Annotated in this window: 14 protein-coding genes; 10 read left to right on the top strand and 4 right to left on the bottom strand. The window is 70.9% G+C overall.

Annotated elements, in window-relative coordinates; genetic code table 11:
* Positions 1-72: 72 nt before the first annotated feature.
* Positions 73-306: a hypothetical protein gene (locus CKO31_RS20750; RefSeq protein ID WP_200241030.1), complete on the bottom strand. Its 234-nt coding sequence runs from the start codon at positions 304-306 to the stop codon at positions 73-75.
* Positions 307-490: 184 nt separating this feature from the next.
* Between CKO31_RS20750 and CKO31_RS20745 the strand changes: the two genes are divergently transcribed.
* Both CKO31_RS20745 and CKO31_RS20740 read left to right on the top strand, forming a co-directional pair.
* A complete protein-coding gene (locus CKO31_RS20745; protein ID WP_200241029.1) occupies positions 491-1,717 on the top strand; it encodes an exo-beta-N-acetylmuramidase NamZ family protein in 1,227 nt (408 codons plus the stop codon).
* 262 nt (positions 1,718-1,979) lie between these two features.
* Positions 1,980-3,074: a PstS family phosphate ABC transporter substrate-binding protein gene (locus CKO31_RS20740; protein ID WP_306341768.1), complete on the top strand. Its 1,095-nt coding sequence runs from the start codon at positions 1,980-1,982 to the stop codon at positions 3,072-3,074.
* Positions 3,075-3,178: 104 nt separating this feature from the next.
* On the opposite strand, the gene serB is transcribed toward CKO31_RS20740, so the two are convergent.
* Entirely contained in the window at positions 3,179-4,417 is a 1,239-nt protein-coding gene (serB, locus tag CKO31_RS20735) for a phosphoserine phosphatase SerB (protein ID WP_200241028.1), read from the bottom strand.
* 388 nt (positions 4,418-4,805) lie between these two features.
* Between serB and CKO31_RS20730 the strand changes: the two genes are divergently transcribed.
* Positions 4,806-5,174: a hypothetical protein gene (locus tag CKO31_RS20730; protein ID WP_200241027.1), complete on the top strand. Its 369-nt coding sequence runs from the start codon at positions 4,806-4,808 to the stop codon at positions 5,172-5,174.
* A gap of 190 nt (positions 5,175-5,364) precedes the next feature.
* Here the strand turns inward: CKO31_RS20730 and CKO31_RS20725 are convergent, their stop codons facing one another.
* Together CKO31_RS20725 and cobM are read right to left on the bottom strand one after the other, a co-directional pair.
* Positions 5,365-5,619 carry a hypothetical protein gene (locus tag CKO31_RS20725; RefSeq protein ID WP_200241026.1) on the bottom strand — a complete coding sequence of 85 codons (255 nt, stop codon included), beginning with the start codon at positions 5,617-5,619 and terminating at the stop codon, positions 5,365-5,367.
* A 326-nt stretch (positions 5,620-5,945) separates the two neighbouring features.
* Positions 5,946-6,728, bottom strand: a complete 783-nt coding sequence (gene cobM, locus CKO31_RS20720; RefSeq protein ID WP_200241025.1) for a precorrin-4 C(11)-methyltransferase — start codon at positions 6,726-6,728, stop codon at positions 5,946-5,948.
* Positions 6,729-6,933: 205 nt separating this feature from the next.
* Here cobM and tcuA point away from each other — a divergent pair, with 205 nt between their 5' ends.
* The 7 genes from tcuA (at position 6,934) to CKO31_RS20685 (ending at position 17,103) form a co-directional block, all read left to right on the top strand.
* Positions 6,934-8,340: an FAD-dependent tricarballylate dehydrogenase TcuA gene (gene tcuA, locus CKO31_RS20715; RefSeq protein ID WP_242475548.1), complete on the top strand. Its 1,407-nt coding sequence runs from the start codon at positions 6,934-6,936 to the stop codon at positions 8,338-8,340.
* Positions 8,341-8,390: 50 nt separating this feature from the next.
* Positions 8,391-9,506, top strand: coding sequence for a tricarballylate utilization 4Fe-4S protein TcuB (tcuB, locus tag CKO31_RS20710; RefSeq protein WP_200241023.1), 1,116 nt, complete (start codon positions 8,391-8,393; stop codon positions 9,504-9,506).
* 22 nt (positions 9,507-9,528) lie between these two features.
* The gene (locus tag CKO31_RS20705) at positions 9,529-10,317 is read left to right on the top strand and encodes a cobalt-precorrin-6A reductase (RefSeq protein WP_200241021.1); all 789 of its coding nucleotides are present in this window, start codon (positions 9,529-9,531) and stop codon (positions 10,315-10,317) included.
* Positions 10,318-10,578: 261 nt separating this feature from the next.
* Positions 10,579-12,381, top strand: a complete 1,803-nt coding sequence (locus tag CKO31_RS20700) for an Eco57I restriction-modification methylase domain-containing protein (RefSeq protein ID WP_200241018.1) — start codon at positions 10,579-10,581, stop codon at positions 12,379-12,381.
* On the top strand, positions 12,378-13,466 hold the full coding sequence (locus CKO31_RS20695; protein ID WP_200241017.1) for a BsuBI/PstI family type II restriction endonuclease: 1,089 nt from the start codon (positions 12,378-12,380) through the stop codon (positions 13,464-13,466). The genes CKO31_RS20700 and CKO31_RS20695 overlap by 4 nt, the downstream gene beginning before the upstream one ends.
* A gap of 128 nt (positions 13,467-13,594) precedes the next feature.
* Positions 13,595-14,713: a CobW family GTP-binding protein gene (locus tag CKO31_RS20690; protein WP_200241016.1), complete on the top strand. Its 1,119-nt coding sequence runs from the start codon at positions 13,595-13,597 to the stop codon at positions 14,711-14,713.
* Between the two features lie 263 nt (positions 14,714-14,976).
* Entirely contained in the window at positions 14,977-17,103 is a 2,127-nt protein-coding gene (locus CKO31_RS20685) for a UvrD-helicase domain-containing protein (RefSeq protein ID WP_200241015.1), read from the top strand.
* The last annotated feature ends 3 nt before the right edge of the window (positions 17,104-17,106 follow it).

Below are 17,106 nucleotides of genomic sequence, written 5' to 3'. Positions count from 1 at the left end.
GTGCTGGGTGCTGAGTGCTGGGTGCTGGGTGCTGGGTGCTGGGTGCTGGGTGCTGGGTGCTGGTAGCGCGGTTCAGGCGATTTTGCACTCGGTCTCGGGATCAGGATCGGGATCGAACATCCGAGCGCGCCCACGCTCCCCAAAAGGGCCGGAGACTTCGACCTGATTCCTCTGCTCCGCCCTGCCGAGCCGGGATGCTGCAACCTTGGCTGAAATCGAGTGCTCGGTGCGGGCCCGCAGTTGCGTGCTGCTCGGCGGCCTTCTCCCCTCGGCCGCCTTGATCTCCCAGGCTTCTTTGTAAAGCATAGACGGCGCATTGTTGGCCGCGATGATCTTTCTCAGTGTATTGGTATATTCCGGACTGCTGATTGATTAGCGCCCGCGAAGCTGTCAGTGGTCCGGCGGCCTGCCGCTCGCCTTGGCGGCTCGCCACCGCGTGCCGAGTGTGGCAGGATCGAAGACCCTGCGAAACCTGTGGAGAAGCCTGCGTATGCGACTCGGCATCGACCGCCTCCTCATCGAGCCCGAGCTGCGCAGGCCGCTGGCCGGCCGGCGCGTCGCCCTGCTCGGCCATCCCGCCTCCGTGAACCATGTAGGCCGGCACAGCCTGGATGCGCTGATGGGGCTGGTCGGCGATCAGCACGGCACCGCGGGCGGCCTGCATATCACCGCCGCCTTCGGCCCCCAGCACGGTATGCGCGGCGACAAGCAGGACAACATGGTCGAGTCCGAGGACTACGTGGACCCGATTCACGGCATCCCGGTGTTCAGCCTCTATGGCGACGTCCGCTATCCCACCGACGCCATGCTGGACACCTTCGATGTCCTGCTGGTGGACCTGCAGGACATCGGCACCCGTATCTATACCTATGTAACGACGCTTGCCTATGTACTGGACGCCTGCGCTGCCAAGGGCAAGGCGGTCTGGGTGCTGGACCGCCCGAACCCCGCCGGGCGGCCCATCGAGGGCAGCATCCTGGAGCCCGGCTGGGAGAGCTTCGTCGGCGCCGCGCCCTTGATGATGCGCCACGGGCTCACCTTCGGCGAGCTGGCGAAGTGGCTCGTCGCGACCAAGGGGCTGGACCTGGAATGCGAGGTCATCGCCATGCAGGGCTACGACCCGGCCAAGGCGCCGGGTTATGGCTGGCCGCGGGACGAGCTGGCCTGGGTCAACCCGAGCCCCAACGCCTCCAGCCTCAACATGGCGCGCTGCTTTCCGGGCACCGTGCTGCTGGAAGGCACCACCCTCTCGGAGGGCCGTGGCACCACTGTGCCTTTGGAGATCCTGGGCGCGCCGAGCCTCGACATCTGCCGACTCTTAAAGCGCATGGAGAGCCTTCAGGCAGACTGGATGCAGGGCTGCCAGCTGCGCTGCTGCGGCTTCGAGCCTACCTTCCACAAGCATCAAGGCCAGCTCTGCCACGGCTTTCAGATCCACACCGACAGCGTCCACTACCGGCACGACGCCTTCCGCCCCTACCGGCTGACGGCGCTGTTCCTGAAAGCGCTGCGGTTGGAGTATCCGGACTACGACATCTGGCGGGACTTCCCCTACGAGTACGAGACGGAGCGCCTGGCCATCGATCTGCTGTCCGGCGGCACCGATTTGCGGGAATGGGTCGACGACGCCACCGCCGAGCCCGGCGACTTGGATGCGCGCCTGGTGACGGACGAGGCGCGCTGGGCCGAGGTGCGGGCGCCCTTCCTGCGCTACTGACCCGTCGGACGTCTGGTGACGGCGCTCGGCGGGGCTCGGCACGGAACCAAGGGGCGGCGCCTTTTCGCGAGCCCTTTGCCCGTCGTATCCGGCGTGAGAATCCGACCGCGAGCCGGATACCTCCCAAGCCTGCGAAAATGCGCGCCCTTCCGGTAGCATGGGCAGCCTCATGCGAGCCCTATCGGTCGGCTCGGTCTTGTGATGGGTTTCGAGGCGACGAAGTTGGCGTCCGAAACTCCGTAAGCCTTTGGAGGAGTCCGGTTTGTTCCGCCCATCGCTCCCGCTCCTGCTCCTGACCCTCCTCGTCGGCGCCGACGCCATGGCCCGCGAGCGCGTGCTCATTGTCGGCTCCTCAACGGTCTTTCCGTTCGCCACCGCGGTGGCGGAGCAGTTCGGCAAGACCACGACCTTTCCGACGCCGCAGATCGAGGCTACCGGCTCCGGCGGCGGCATCAAGCTGTTCTGTCGCGGCGTCGGCGTCGGCGATCCGGACATCGCTACGGCCTCGCGCCGCATGACCCCCGGCGAGATTGCGCGCTGCGAGGCCAACGGCGTGCGCAAGATCGCCGAGGTGCGGATCGGCTATGACGGCATCGTCATCGCCAACGCCAAAGACGCCGAGCAGCTCCAGCTCAGTCCGGCTGATATCTGGCTCGCCCTCGCGCGGAACGTGCCGGCTGCCGACGGTGACGAGACACTCATATCCAATCCCCACGCGACCTGGCAGGACGTCAACCCGGAGCTGCCCGACTTACCCATCGAGGTGCTCGGGCCGCCGCCGACCTCGGGCACCCGCGACGTCTTCGTCGAGACGGCCATGGAAGCCGGCTGCCGCAGCGTCGATTGGATCGCGGCATTGCAGCGCACGGACCCCGATGAGTACCGGGCCGTGTGTCATGCCATGCGCGAGGATGGCGCCTACATCAGTACGGGCGAGAACGACAATTTGATCGTGCAGAAGCTCCAGGCCAACCCCGACGCCGTCGGCATCTTCGGCTTCAGCTTTCTCGATCAGAACCGCGACAAGCTCCAGGGGGCAGCCATCAAGGGCGTCGAGCCCACCTTCGAGCACATCGACAACGGCACCTATCCCTTGTCCCGCCCGCTCTATTGCTATGTCAAGGGCGAGCACGTCGGCATGATTCCGGGCATCGCAGAGTATCTGGATGCGCTGACCCGCGAGTCCGCCTGGGGCGACACCGGCTACTTGGCGGACAAAGGGCTGATCCCCCTATCGGCACAGGCGCGCCGGCAATGGCAGAACGGGACGCCCGCCTGCGGCGAAGGCCGCGAGCCCTGCACCATCGCGGATCGGCCCGCCTGCTGCGTGATCACTCCAACGTCGGGGCAGCCATAGCGGGCGTCCCTGCGCTGGCCCGGCCGAGCGCGGAGGACAGTGCATGATGCACAAGCCGCATGGCGCCTTAGCGTAGATCGGGCCGACGCCAGGAGGCCCGACAATCAGCCGGTGACAGCCGCCTCCAACGCCGCCAGATCCTGATCCCGCATCCCGAGGAGGTAGAGGATGCCGTCCAGCCCCACGGCCCCGATGGCGTGGCGGGCGCGCTCCTTCACCACCGGCTTGGCGCGGAAGGCGATGCCGAGGCCGGCGATGGAGAGCATGGGCAGGTCGTTGGCGCCGTCGCCGACGGCGATGACCTGCTCCAGGCGGATACCCTCGTGGGCGGCGAGCTCGCGCAGCAGCTCCGCCTTGCGGGCGCCGTCCACGATGGGGCCCGACACCTTGCCGGTGAGCTGGCCGCCGGCGAATTCCAGCTGGTTGGCGTGGACGTCGTCCACGCCCAGCCGCCGCGCGAGGTGCTCGGCGAAATAGGTGAAGCCGCCGGACAGAATAGCCACGCGAAACCCGAGCGCCTTCAGGGTGCGGATCAGCCGCTCGGCTCCGTCGGTGATGGGCAGCCGCTCGGCGATCCCGGCCAGCACCGACTCGGGCATGCCCTCCAACAGCGCCATGCGCCGGCGGAAGGCCTCGCTGAAGTCCAGCTCCCCGCGCATGGCGGCCTCGGTGATGGCCGCCACCTGCGCGCGCACGCCGGCGGCCTCGGCCAGCTCGTCGATGACCTCGGTCTGGATCAGCGTCGAGTCCATATCGAAGCACACCAGCCGGCGGTTGCGGCGGAAGACGTCGTCCTCCTGGATGGCGATGTCCAGGTCCATGTCCGCGCCAAGGCCGAGGAACTCCCCGTGCAGCGCGCCCACGTCCGGCACCGGCCCCTTGAGCCAGAGCTGGATGCTGGCATGCCCTGTACTGGCCGCCTCCGGGCGGCGGGAGATGCGCCCGGACAGCCGCGTGATCTGTTCGATGTTGAGGTCGTTGCGGGTGACCACCGCGGAGACGCGGGCGATGTGCTCGGCGCTGATGGCGCGCCCGAGCAACGTGACGATATGCCGCGGCTGGCCCTGCTCGCCCACCCAGTGCTCGTAGTCGGCGGCGGCCACCGGCGTGAAGCGCAGGCTGAGGCCCAGCTCGTGGGCCTTGAACAACAGCTCCCGGAACACCGGGCAGCCGCCGGCGTCGTCCGGCAGCTCCACCAGCAGCCCCAACGCCAGGGTGTCGTGGATCACGGACTGGCCGATGTCCAGCACCGCCACGTCGTACTGCGCCAACACCTCGGTCAGCGCCATGGTGATGCCGGGACGGTCGGGGCCGGCGATGTCGATTTGCAGGATCTCGGGCATGGCGGGAGCGGGCGTCGGTGCGCGTGGGCGGCTGTTGGCATTGGCGCACAGTTTACCGGGCCGGCAGTGCGGGAGTGCGGGAGTGCGAAGTGCGGGGATGGAGTGCGCGGTGCGCTGTGGGAGCGGCATCCTTGCCGCGATAGAAGTGCTGAGTGCTGAGTGCTGAGTGCTGAGTGCTGAGTGCTGAGTGCTGAGTGCTGAGTGCTGAGTGCGCCGTGGGAGCGGCATCCTTGCCGCGACGCGGGTCCGGCGGCGCAAGCGTTAGCCGCGGCGCCTTGCGAGCTGCGGGCGCTTGGCTACACTGCGCGCCTCTGTAGCACCGCTCCCTGGCAGCGCACCGGCCCAGGGTGCGGATCTGCCGCTGGCAACGGCCCGATCTGGAGCTGACATGGGACATTTCTGCCGACTTTGCGGGCGTATCCGGGCCAACGAGCGGTTCTCCGGTCAGGGGCGGCGTACCCACGTCTGTCGCGAGTGCGAGCGCATGCCGAAGGACGAGCGCGAGCGCATCGAGCACGAAGAGGAGATATACGGTTACTTGCACCAATCCCATATCTCCGACAAGAACCTGCGCCGGCTGCGGACCTTGGTGGAGACGGGCCAGCCGCACATCCGCGAGCTGGCGAGCATCGTGCTCGAGGTCGCCGCCGTCAAACCGTACAAGAAGCGCCGCCTCAAGGTCCTGGCTCAGCAGCGCCCGGATCTGCTCGAAGCCCTCGACCGCACCGGGCTTATCATGGCGCACCACTGGGGCTAGTATCCGATTTCGGGCAATTTTGCAGGCTCCCGGCTCGGCAGGGGCGAAGCAGAGGAATCAGGTCGAAGCCTCTGGTCCTTGCGGGGAGCGTGATCGTCTTCGGATGTTCGATCTCGCAGCCGGCTTCGCGTGCCGTGGGCTCGAAGGCGCCTGGGCGCCCGCCTCGCGCGCAGGACCTGTTGAGCCGGCGTCAGCGCTTGGCGGGCTGGCTCTGCGCCGGCGGTAGCGCGTGGTCGCCGTCCTGCGGGTCGATGAGTCCCACCGGGCGGCCGGCGAGGCCGCAGTAGCCCCAATCGTCGCTCGGGTCCTCCGGCGGCTGGCCGTCGCGGCGGGGCGTGGCCCAGCGCCAGGCCATGCAATGGGAGGCCTTGCAGCCGATGTTGATGGAGTGGCTGCCGAGCAGCGGGCAGGCCACCATCTTCGCGGTCTTCTCTTTGATGAGCATCGTGTACGTCCGGCCCGTCGCGGGCGTCGTGTTCGATCCGCAGGCTCTCGCCGACGCCCACAAGTGTGGTCCTGCGTGGTGCCCTCCGCACGACGGGCGTTGCGAAATGCGACCTGGTTCTCGGCGCTGGATCAGCACACGCAGCGCGGGAATCGCCGAGCACTCATCGCCGAGCTCCGTGCTCCGCACTCCCTCGCTCCGCACAACGCACCCCGCACTCCTGCATCCCTTACCTTCGCGCGCGTGTCGCGGCAAGGATGCCGCTCCCACGGCGCACCCCGCACTCCGCACTCCGCACTCCGCACTCCGCACTCCGCACTTCGCATCTAGCCCCCAGCCCCTTTCCCCCGAAACCGCCGCTCGAACTCGGCGTCGTAGAGCTTCGACGTCGCCCCTGGCGGGCGCTGCCGCGCACCCAGCGCCGGGCTCACCAGGATCATGGCCTGGCGCACGATGCCCGCCTGCCGGCAGCGCTCGGCAATGTCGCTGAGGGTGCCGCGCAGCACCTGCTCCTCGCCGGGCCAGGTGGCCTTGTGCACCACCACCGCCGGGGCGTCCGCTGCCCAGCCGGCGCCGGTGAGGGCCTCGGCGACGGCGCCGATGCGCTCGATGGAGAGAAAAATGCAGAGCGTGCAGCCGTGCTTGGCCAGCGCCGCGAAGGACTCACCCGGCGCCATGGGCGTGCGCCCGGCGAAGCGCGTGAAGATGACGGTCTGTGTGACCTCCGGCAGGGTCAGAACCTCGCCGGCGGCGGCCGCGGCGGCCATGGCAGAGGAGACGCCGGGCACGATGCCGACCTCGACCCCCGCCGCATCCAGGGGCTGGGCCAGCTCGGCGAGCACGCCGTAGAGGGTCGGGTCGCCGGTCTGAAGCCGCACGACGCTTGCGTGCCGCTCGGCGCGGGTCAGCAGCCAGTCCGTCACCTGCGCCAGGTCCATGGACTTGGAGTCCGCGATCTCGCAGCCTGCGGGCGCCCATTGCAGCGCCGTCTCCGCCACCAGCGAGCCGGTGTAGAGGATGGCGTCGGCCCGTGCCAGCACTTGGCTGCCGCGCACCGTGATCAGGTCCGGCGCCCCGGGGCCGGCGCCGACGAACCAGACCTTACCCATGGCGGCGTCCCCGTCGGGCTGGACAGCGGTCGGCAGGAAGGAAGAACGTCTGTTGCAAAGGGCTCACCTGTTGTCGGTCATTGCCGCGCCGGGGGCCGTGGCGGACACTGACGCATCACGCCCGGCGCCTGCGGCCACCAAGGCCCCGCGGCGAAGCGCCGGATTCTGTTGGCCCCTCCCATCGCTGTCAAACCGCCGCCCGATCTTGCCAGCCTCAGCCCGGACCCCGGACGTGCTCGTCGTCGGCGGTGGCGCCGCCGCGCTCGCCGCCGCCATCGACGCCGCGGCCGCCGGCGCCGCCGTGCGGCTGCTGGATGCCGCGCCGCCGGCGCTGCTCGGCGGCAACACCCGCCACTCGCGCAATTTCCGTTACACGCACGACGCGCCCACCCGCTGGACGCCGGACGCCTACACGGCCGAGGAGCTCCGGGCCGACCTGCTGCGGGCCAGCGGCGGCGCCGCGGCCCCGGCGCTGCTGAGCGCCCTGGCGCAGCGCAGCGGCGAGCTGCCCGGCTGGCTCGGGGCGCAAGGGGTGGCGCTGCAACGACCGGCCCAGGGGCCGCTGCCCTATTCGCGCAAGACCGCCTTCTTCCTCGGCGGCGGCACGGCGGCGGTGCGCGCGCTGGCGGACCGGGCGCTGGCGCTCGGCGTGGAGGTGACGCCGAGCTGCGGCGCGCACGCCCTGGTGCGGGACGGCCGGCGGGTGACGGCGGCGGTCACCGCGCTCGGCACCCTGTCCGCCGGCGCCTTTGTGCTCGCCTGCGGCGGGGCCCATGCGGACCCGGTCTGGCTCGCCCGGCATTGGGGCCAGGCCGCCGCCGGCTTCGTCAACCGCGGCACGCCCCATGTCCGCGGCGAGCTGCTGCACTGGCTGCTGGCGGCGGGGGCGGCGAGCGCCGGCGACCCGGCCGGGCTCTATCTCGTGGCCGTGGATGGTCGCTCGCCGGCGGCGGACGGCGGCATCGTCACCCGCATCCGCGGCATGCCGCTGGGTCTCGTCGTGGACCGCGACGGCCGCCGCCGGCACGACGAGGGCGCCGACACCGCCTCCACCCGCTACTCCCGCTGGGGGCAGCGGCTGGCGGCCTATCCGGCGCAGACCGCCTGGCTGGTGCTGGACGCCGCCGGGCTGCGGGCGGCGCCGGCGGCGCTGTATCCGCCCATCCAGGCCGCGAGCATCGACGCCCTGGCGGCGGCGGCCGGCATCGACGCCGCCGGCCTTGCCGCCACGCTGCCCGGCTACAACGCGAGCGCCCGGCCCGGGACGGACCCGGACGCCGCCGCCGGCTGGCACACCGCCGGACTCGACCCGCCCAAGTCCGCCCACGCCAGGCCCCTGGTCGAGCCGCCCTTCGCCGCTTACCCCATGCGTCCCGGGGTCACCTTTGCCCACCACGGCATCGCCGTGGACGCCCGCACGCGGGTAGCATGGGCCGATGGTGGACATCTGGACAACACCTTCGCGGCGGGCATGATCATGGCCGCAAACCTGATCCCGCGGGGCTATGTGTCCGGCCTCGCCGTGAGCATCTCGCTGGTGTTCGGGCGCATCGCCGGCAAGGAAGCCGTGCAGGCCGCAGGCCGCATCGGAGCCGACCATGGCTCCCACTGATGCCCCGTGGGAGCGGCATCCCTGCCGCGACGCGTCCACTGGAGCCGACCATGGGTAGTGTTGACCCCGACAAGCCGGGTGTGGCCGCCGAGACCCGCCGCCAGCTCGCCATCTGCAACATCTGCAACTACTGCAACGGGCTCTGCGCGGTGTTCGGCGCCGCCGAGCGCCGCCACCGGCTCACCGACAGCGACCTGGACCAGCTCGCCAACCTGTGTCATCACTGCCGCAGCTGCCTCTACGACTGCCAGTACGCCCCGGCGCACGCCTTCGCGGTGAACCTGCCGCGGGCGCTGGCCCGCCAACGCTGGCAGAGCTATGCCCGCTACGCCTGGCCGCGGGCCCTGGTCGGCGCGCTCGACGGCAGCGGGCTCGGGCCGGGGCTGCTCGCGGCGGCCGTGGTGCTCGCCTTCACGCTGGCCGTGGTGCTGGCGGTGCCGGCGGCGACCCTGTTCGGCGTCCACACCGGTCCGGGTGCCTTCTATCGGGTGGTGCCCTTCGGCGTGATGAGCGCCGGTGCCATGCTGAGCCTCGGCTTTGCGCTGCTCGCCATCGGCATCGGCGTGCGGCGGTTCTGGCAGGCGACGGCGCCGGCGCAGCGGGCGGTAGGGCAGGGCGGCAGGGGCACCGCGGCTGCCGTCGGCCGGGCGGTGCTGGACCTGCTGACGCTGAAGAACCAGTCCGGCGGCGGACCCGGCTGCGCGGACCGCGACCATCGCCCGTCCCGGCTGCGCCGGCGCTTCCACCATGCGCTCTTCTACGGCTTTCTGCTCTGCCTCGCCGCGACCACCGTTGCCGCCGGCCGGCATCACTTGCTCGGCCAGCCGGCGCCCTATCCGCTGCTGAGCGCGCCGGTGCTGCTCGGCACCGCCGGCGGCATCGGCATGGTGATTGGGTGCCTCGGGCTCCTGTGGCTGCGCCGGCGGGAGGACCCCGCGCCCACGGACCCGGCCAGCCGCGGCGCCGATGTTGCGCTCACCTGGCTGCTGCTCGCGGTTGCCGCCACCGGCCTGGCGCTGCTGGCACTGCGCGGGACGGCGGCCATGGGACTGCTGCTCGCTGTGCACCTGGGCACGGTGCTGGCCCTGTTCGTGCTGCTGCCCTATACCAAGATGGTCCATGGCGCCTATCGCGCCGCGGCGCTGCTGCGGGATGCGCTGCAATGATCCGTCATCGAGCGAGGCCAGTATGCGTCGAGCCTCTCCAGCCACTATCCTGATCCTCGGCGGCACCAGCGAGGGCTATGCCCTGGCCGAGGCGCTGGCGCCGCAGCCGAGCCTGCGCGTGGTGACCTCGCTGGCCGGGCGGACACCCCAGCCGCGCCGGCCCGTCGGCGAGCTGCGCTCCGGCGGCTTCGGCGGCGCCGACGGGCTCGCGGCCTATCTCGCCGGCGAGCGCGTCGCCGCCGTCATCGATGCGACACACCCCTTCGCCGCCACCATGGGCGCTCACGCCGCCCAGGCCTGCGCGCAGCTCGGAGTGCCGCTGTTGCGCCTGGAGCGCCCGGCCTGGACGCCCGAGCCGGGCGACCGCTGGGAGCAGGTGAGCGACTGGTACGGCGCCGTCTTCGCGCTGCGGATGCTGGGCGTCCGCCGCGTCCTGCTGGCGCTCGGCCGCCGGGAGCTCTCCCCCTTCGCGATGCTCGACGATGTCTGGTTTCTGGTGCGCTGCGTGAGCCGGCCGGACCCGCTGCCGGCCTTCGCCCACGCGGAGCTGCTGCTGGACCGCGGCCCCTTCGAGCTGGACGGCGAGCGCGCTCTGCTGGCGCGCCACGGCATCGACTGCATCGTCTGCAAGAACAGCGGCGGTGCCGCCAGCGCCGCCAAGCTCCAGGCCGCCCGCGAGCGCGGCATCCCGGTGGTCATGCGCGAGCGCCCGCCGCGGCCGGCGCTGCCGACGGCGCCGGACGTGGCGGCGGCCGTGCAGTGGCTGCGGGAGGCGCTTGGCGCCGGGGCCGGCTCGGGAAACGCCGATTGACTGGCGTTTCCCGTGCGGAGCAGGATGCCCCGCCAGTTTCAGCGGCCTAAGCCGCTCTCGCGGCCGGAGGCCGCTCGCGCGGTGGCCGTCACGGCGCCGCCGCAAGGCTGTCGTCGTCCGGCCTGTCCGGGCGCGCGTCGCCGGCTGTGCCTGCCTGCCCCGCGGCGCCCCAATCCGCTTCGCCGTAGATGGCGGTGAGCACCTTTGGGCTTAGGCCGCCCGGTCGCCGCCGACAGTCGAGCCCGCTAAGCTGGCGCCGCCATGAGCACACCGAGCCCCCTCCCCCAGCCAGTCGCGCCCCCGGCGCCGGCGCGCCGTGCCCCCGACGAGCTGCGCGGGCTGGCGCGGGCGGCGGCGCAGCGGGAGACGGACGACGACCGCCGGCTGCAGCTCGCCCGCGGCTGCACGGCGGCGGTGCTCCGGGCCTACTGGCGCGCGGTGCAGCCGGGCCCCCTCGCCGAGTCGCCGATGACGGTCGACCCGGCGGCGCTCCCGCCGGCCATGAGCGCGCTGGTGCCCGAGCTCAGTGCGGCGCTGGCCCGCGTCGGTCCAGACCGCGCCTTCTACGAGCTGGGACGGCTCTACACCGCGCTGCTGCCGGCGAGCTACCGCGCGCGCTACGGCGTTTATTACACACCGCCCGAGCTCGCCGAGCGTCTGCTGGATCAGGCGACTGCCGCAGGGCTCGACTGGGCCACCTGCCGGGTGCTGGACCCGGCCTGCGGCGGCGGTGCCTTCCTGGCGCCGGTGGCGCGTCGCATGCTCAATGCCGTGCGCCGGCAGCAGCCCGGCGTGTCGCCGGCGGCGGCGCGCCAGGCGGTCTGCGGGCGCCTGCACGGCTACGAGATCGACCCCTTCGCCGCATGGATCTCCCGGGTCGCGGTGGACGCGGTGCTCTGGGTGCCGGACGCGCTGGCCGCCTCGACCGGCTTCGAGACACGGGTCGGCGACGCGACGGCAACAGCGGACCCGCCGCCGGATGTGGCCTTCGATCTCGTGGTGGGCAATCCGCCCTATGGGCGCGTCGGCCTGCCGCCGGTGCTGCGCGCGCGCTACCGCCGCAGCCTCTACGGTCACGCTAATCTCTACGGCGTGTTCACGGACCTGGCGCTGCGCCATGCAAGGCCGGGCGGTATCGTCGCCTATGTCACGCCGACCTCTTTCCTGGCCGGCAGCTACTACCAGAACCTGCGCCGGCTGCTGGCGAGCGAGGCGCCGCCGGTGAGCCTGGACTTCGTGGAGGCCCGCAGGGGCGTCTTCGACGACGTGCTCCAGGAGACGCTGCTCGCGGTATACCGCAAGGACACGACGCCGCGTCAGGTGCCGACCGCGACCCTCGTCGGCACCGGCGACGGCCGCTTGCGGGCGCACGCCGCCGGCGGCTTCGAGCTACCGGCGGCGCCGGACGAGCCATGGCTCGCACCGCGCACCCCGGCGCAGGCCGAGCTGCTGGCCGCCGCCCGCCGCCAGCCGGCCCGGCTCCCGGACTGGGGCTACCGCGTCAGCACTGGGCCGCTGGTGTGGAATCGTCACAAGCCGCAGCTCACGGCGACGCAGGCCGCCGACTGCCTGCCGCTCGTGTGGGCGGAGTCCGTGAGTGCGGACGGCCGTTTCCGCTTCCGCGCGGAGAAGAAGAACCACCTGCCCTACTGCCGCATCCGCGACCGGCGCGACCATTGGCTCGTCGTCCGTGCGCCCTGTGTCCTGGTGCAGCGCACCACCGCAAAAGAGCAGGCCAGGCGGCTCATCGCTGCGGAGCTGCCGGCGGCGTTTCTCGCTGCTCACGGCGGCGCCGTGGTGGAGAACCACCTGAACATGATCCGGCCGCTGGACGCATGCCCGTGCGTCCCCGCCGCCGTGCTTGCGGCGCTGCTGAACGCTCGCGTGGTCGATGAGCTCTTCCGCTGCATCAGCGGCAGCGTCGCTGTCTCCGCCTACGAGCTGTCGGCGCTGCCACTGCCGGCGCCGGATCGGCTCGATGAGCTGACGGCGCTGGTGGCCGCCGGCGCCGGGCGGGCAGAGCTGGATGCAGCTTGCGAGCGGCTCTACGACTGTACGTCATGACTGAAGCGGGTCTGCCACCGTTGCTGGGCGTTGCCGAGGTTCAACGACGCCTTCTGATCATCTTTCCCGACGGCAGCCCGAACCGTGGGTACTGCACTCGTGAGATGGCTGCGCGCACGGTCTTCGTTGCGCTCTATGTTGGAGCGCTCGAGGGTAAGGGTGCCTGGCTTGCGCCAAAGCACGTCTACCGGATGACTGAGGAGCAGGCGGCGGCCACCTCTCCCGAGGACCGTTTAGCGTACGCCAACGCGGCGATGCGGCCCGGCTACGACCCGCCGGGCACGCGCTGGTACGCGGACAACACACGCGAGCCGATCCGCGATGAGACCTTGCGCGAGGGGCTGGTTGCGGTCGGAGCCGCCACAACGCGAACGGATCTCGCAACAACATCAAGCAAGCCGCGCTATGCGCTGACGGCCGACTTCGCCGCGCTGTTTCGGCCGGATTTGTGCGGCGATGAGCTGACCGATGCGATTGCGTCGTGGCAGCGCGCCACGCTCAGTAAGGGAGCGCTGACGCGTCTCAAGCTGCGTCGGCGAAGCGGTTCGGGCACCGACAGTGTGCTTGTAGCCTTCCCTAACGGAGAGACCCGCCGGCTCGCGTCCGGCCCAAGCTCGGAAATCGCACGCGCGGTGATTGAGTCATTTGCGCCTGCGTTTCTGCGCGAGCCGTTCGTGCTCTGGCTAAGCGAGAGTGGCAACAAGGTGGTTGCGCGCGACGATGCCGTGGCCGCGGAAATCGGCTTGACCATTCAGGCGGACCGGGATCTTCCCGACCTGATTTTGGTTGATTTGGGCCCGACCGAGCCGCTGCTGATCTTTGTGGAGGTGGTCGCCACCGATGGTCCGGTGAGCGAGCGGCGACGACGAAGCCTCCTCGACATCGCCGAAGCAGACGGCTTTGACCCGAGGCGGGTGGCCTTTCTAACTGCCTTCGCAGATCGCGATGCGCCCGGGTATCAAAAGACTTACCGTAACCTGGCTTGGGGTAGCTTCGCGTGGTTTGCCTCCGAGCCCGATAAGCTGATGGTGCTGCACGACGGCGACGTGGAGCTGGTGCGGCTGCTGTGCGCCGGCGAAGGCTGAAGCCCACCGCGAAGAGAGCTTGATGCTCACCCTGAGCGGCTTGCCCAACGACGTAACGTGCGTAACGTTGCGTTGGTTGTGCGGACGCCGCCGCTGAACGCTTCAAACTTCAAACTTCACACCTCCCCATGCACATCCCCATCACCCTCCTCACCGGCTTCCTCGGCAGCGGCAAGACCACGGTGCTGAACCACCTAGTGCGCCAGCCGGAGCTGGCCCGCACACTGGTGATCGTCAACGAGTTCGGCGAGGTGGGGCTGGATCACCTGCTGATGAGCCGAGTGCCGGACGATGCCGTGGTGGAGATGTCGAGCGGCTGTCTGTGCTGCACGGTGCGCGGCGACCTGGTGAGCACGCTCAAGAACGCCCATTGGCGCTATGCGCGGGCGGGCGAGCGGCAGTTCGACCGCGTGGTGATCGAGACCACCGGGCTCGCGGACCCGGCACCCATCCTCCAGACCCTGATGACCGTGGGCGTCATCACCCGCCGCTATCGGCTCGACGGCGTGGTGACCGTGGTCGACCTCGCCAACGCCGCCGCCACGCTGGATGCCCACCCGGAGGCGGTGAAGCAGGCGGCCGTCGCCGACCGGCTGCTGCTCACCAAGGGCGATCTGGCGGACAGCGAGGCGCGGTTGGGGCTGGCGCGGCGCCTCGTGGCCATCAACCCGGGGGCGGCGCAGGTGCCGGCGGACCACGGCGCCGTCGACCCGGCCGCCGTGCTCGGGCTCGGCCCCTTCCAGCCGGAGGCCAAGTCCGCAGATGTGGCGCATTGGCTGAGTGCGGAAGCCTATGGTGCGGGCGGCCGGGCCGGCGGTGCGGCAGCTGCCCAGGACCGCGAGCACCAGGATGACGAGGCACCAGACCATGCACACGTCGATGATGCGCACGACGGGCACACGCACCACGACCATGCGCCGGGCCACGACCACGACCCGAATCGCCACGACGACCGCATCCGCGCCTTCTGTATCCTGCGCGATGCGCCGCTGGCGGCGGACGCGCCGGAGCGGCTGATGCAGGCCCTCGGCGAGCTGGCGGGGCCGGACCTGCTGCGGGTCAAGGGCATGCTGAGCGTGCAGGGCCGCGCGGGACCGGTGGTGATCCACGGCGTGCAGCACAGCCTGTCCAAACCGGTGGAGCTTGCGGCCTGGCCCGGGCCGGACCGGCGCTCGCGGCTGGTGTTCATCACCCGCGACATCCCCCAGTCCGCCATCGCGGCACGCCTGGGCACATTGGAGGCTTGATCCTGGCTCCGGTATTTGAGCCACGAAGAGCACGAAGCACACGAAGGAGCTCAGCAGGATACGCAAGTTTCCGCCTTCACCCATCGGGTGAGCGCGACCCCGGCGAAGCTAACCTTCTTCCTGTCCTTTTTCGTGCTCTTCTGCGTGGTGACTTGCTCTTTCTAGGAGCCTGCCCTGATCCCCGAGCTCGCCCGCCCGCTATCGGTCCCGCCACCTTCCCACTTCCAACTTCCCACTTCTCACTTCCAACTTCCAACTTCCTCATGCCCTCCCTCAATCCCCGCCAAGCCGAGGCCGTGGAGCACACCGGCGGCCCGCTGCTGGTGATCGCCGGCGCCGGCTCCGGCAAGACGCGGGTCATCACCCGCAAGATCGCGCACCTGATCCGCGCGCACGGGGTGCCGGCGCATGCCATCGTCGCCCTGACCTTCACCAACAAGGCCGCGCGGGAGATGAAGGCTCGTGTCGGCACCTTGCTCAAGGGCGGCAGCGGGCGGGGGCTCAAGGTGTCCACCTTCCACACCTTCGGGCTGAACCTGCTGCGGCGCGAGGTGGAGGGCGCCGGCCTGCGCCTTGGCTTCTCGCTGTTCGACGCGGAGGACGCGGCCACCGTCCTGAAGGAGCACCTGCGCGAGCACGCACTGGCCGATGCCGTGACGCCGGCGGCGGCGCTTGCGCGCATCTCCCGCTGGAAGAACGACCTCATGGAGCCTGCCCGCGCCGCGAGCACCGCCGACGACGACTTCGAGGCCATGCTGGCGGACCTCTACGGCCGCTACCAGCAGAGCCTCACGGCCTACAACGCCTGCGACTTCGACGACCTCATCGCCCGACCGGTGCGCCTGCTGCGGGACGACCGCGACGCCCGCGAGCGCTGGCAGAACCGCATCCGCCACCTGCTGGTGGACGAGTACCAGGACACCAACGGCGCCCAGTACGAGCTGGTGCGGCTGCTGGTGGGGCCGCGCGGGGCCTTCACCGTAGTGGGCGACGACGACCAGTCCATCTACGCCTGGCGCGGCGCCCGCCCGGACAACCTCGCGCGGCTGCGCGACCACTATCCGACGCTGCGGGTGGTGATGCTGGAGCAGAACTACCGCTCCAGCGCCCGCATTCTGAAGCTCGCCAACGGCCTCATCGGCCACAACCCCCACCTGTTCGACAAGCGCCTGTGGTGCGACCTAGGCCCCGGCGAGCCCGCGCGGGTGCTGGTGTGCCGCGACGAGGCCCACGAGGCCGAGCGCGTCGCCGCCGAGATCCAGCACACCCACCTCACCAAGGACAGGCCCTACGGCAGTATCGCCATCCTCTACCGCAGCAACCACCAGGCGCGGCCCTTCGAGCAGGCGCTGCGCGCCTTGAGCGTGCCCTATTTCCTCAGCGGCGGGACGTCCTTCTTCGCCCGCGCCGAGGTCAAGGACGTCATGGCCTATCTGCGCCTGCTGGCCAATCCGGCGGACGACGCCGCCTTTCTGCGCGTGGTGAACGTGCCGCGGCGCGAGATCGGTCCCACCACGCTGCAGCGCCTGGCCGCCTTCGCCGCCGAGGGCGAGCTGCCGCTGGCCGCCGCATGCGCCGACCCCCTGCTCGGGGAGCACCTGCCCAAGCGCCAGCTCGGGCGCCTGGCCGAGCTGGCCGGGCTGCTCGCCGAGCAGCGCAGCCAAGCGCAGGCCGCCGCCAACCCCGTCGCCGCCGTCCGCGCCCTGGTGGAGCGCATCGACTACGCCGGCTGGTGCCGCGACAACGCGCCGAGCCGCGCCGCCGCCGAGCGGCGCATGGACAATGTCGCCGACCTGCTGGACTGGCTCGAGCGCCTGCACCGCGAGGCCGCCGCCGACGCCGCCAAGGATGCGGGCAGCGCCGCCGGCACCCGTCTGTCCGACCTGGTGGCCAGGCTCACCCTGCTCGACGTGCTGGAGCGCCAGGACGAGGCCGAAGGCGGCGACCGCGTGCACCTGATGACCCTGCACGCCGCCAAGGGGCTGGAGTTTCCGCACGTCTACCTGGTGGGCATGGAAGAAGCCCTGCTCCCTCACCGCAGCAGCCTGGAAGAGGCCGAAGACGCCGCCGCCCGGCCGGAGACCGTGGCGGACACCGACACCGGCGCGGACACTGGCGCCGACACCGGTGCCGGCCAGACGGGCATCCAGGAAGAGCGCCGGCTGTGCTACGTCGGCATCACCCGCGCCCGGCAAAGCCTCACCTTCACCCGCGCCCGTCGCCGCCGGCGCTACGGCGAGACCGTCACCTGCGAGCCGAGCCGCTTTTTGGCCGAGCTCCCCGCCGCCGAGCTGCACCAGCCCGACAGCACCCAGCGCAGCGACGCCGAGGCCCGCGCCCACGGCAGCGCCCAGCTCGCAGCGCTGAAGGGCCTGTTCACCGACCGTTGAGTG

Source organism: Thiohalocapsa halophila (assembly GCF_016583825.1).
GTDB lineage: Bacteria > Pseudomonadota > Gammaproteobacteria > Chromatiales > Chromatiaceae > Thiohalocapsa > Thiohalocapsa halophila.
The sequence above is the reverse complement of the archived record's forward strand: the minus strand, read 5'-3'. Positions and strand labels throughout refer to the sequence as shown.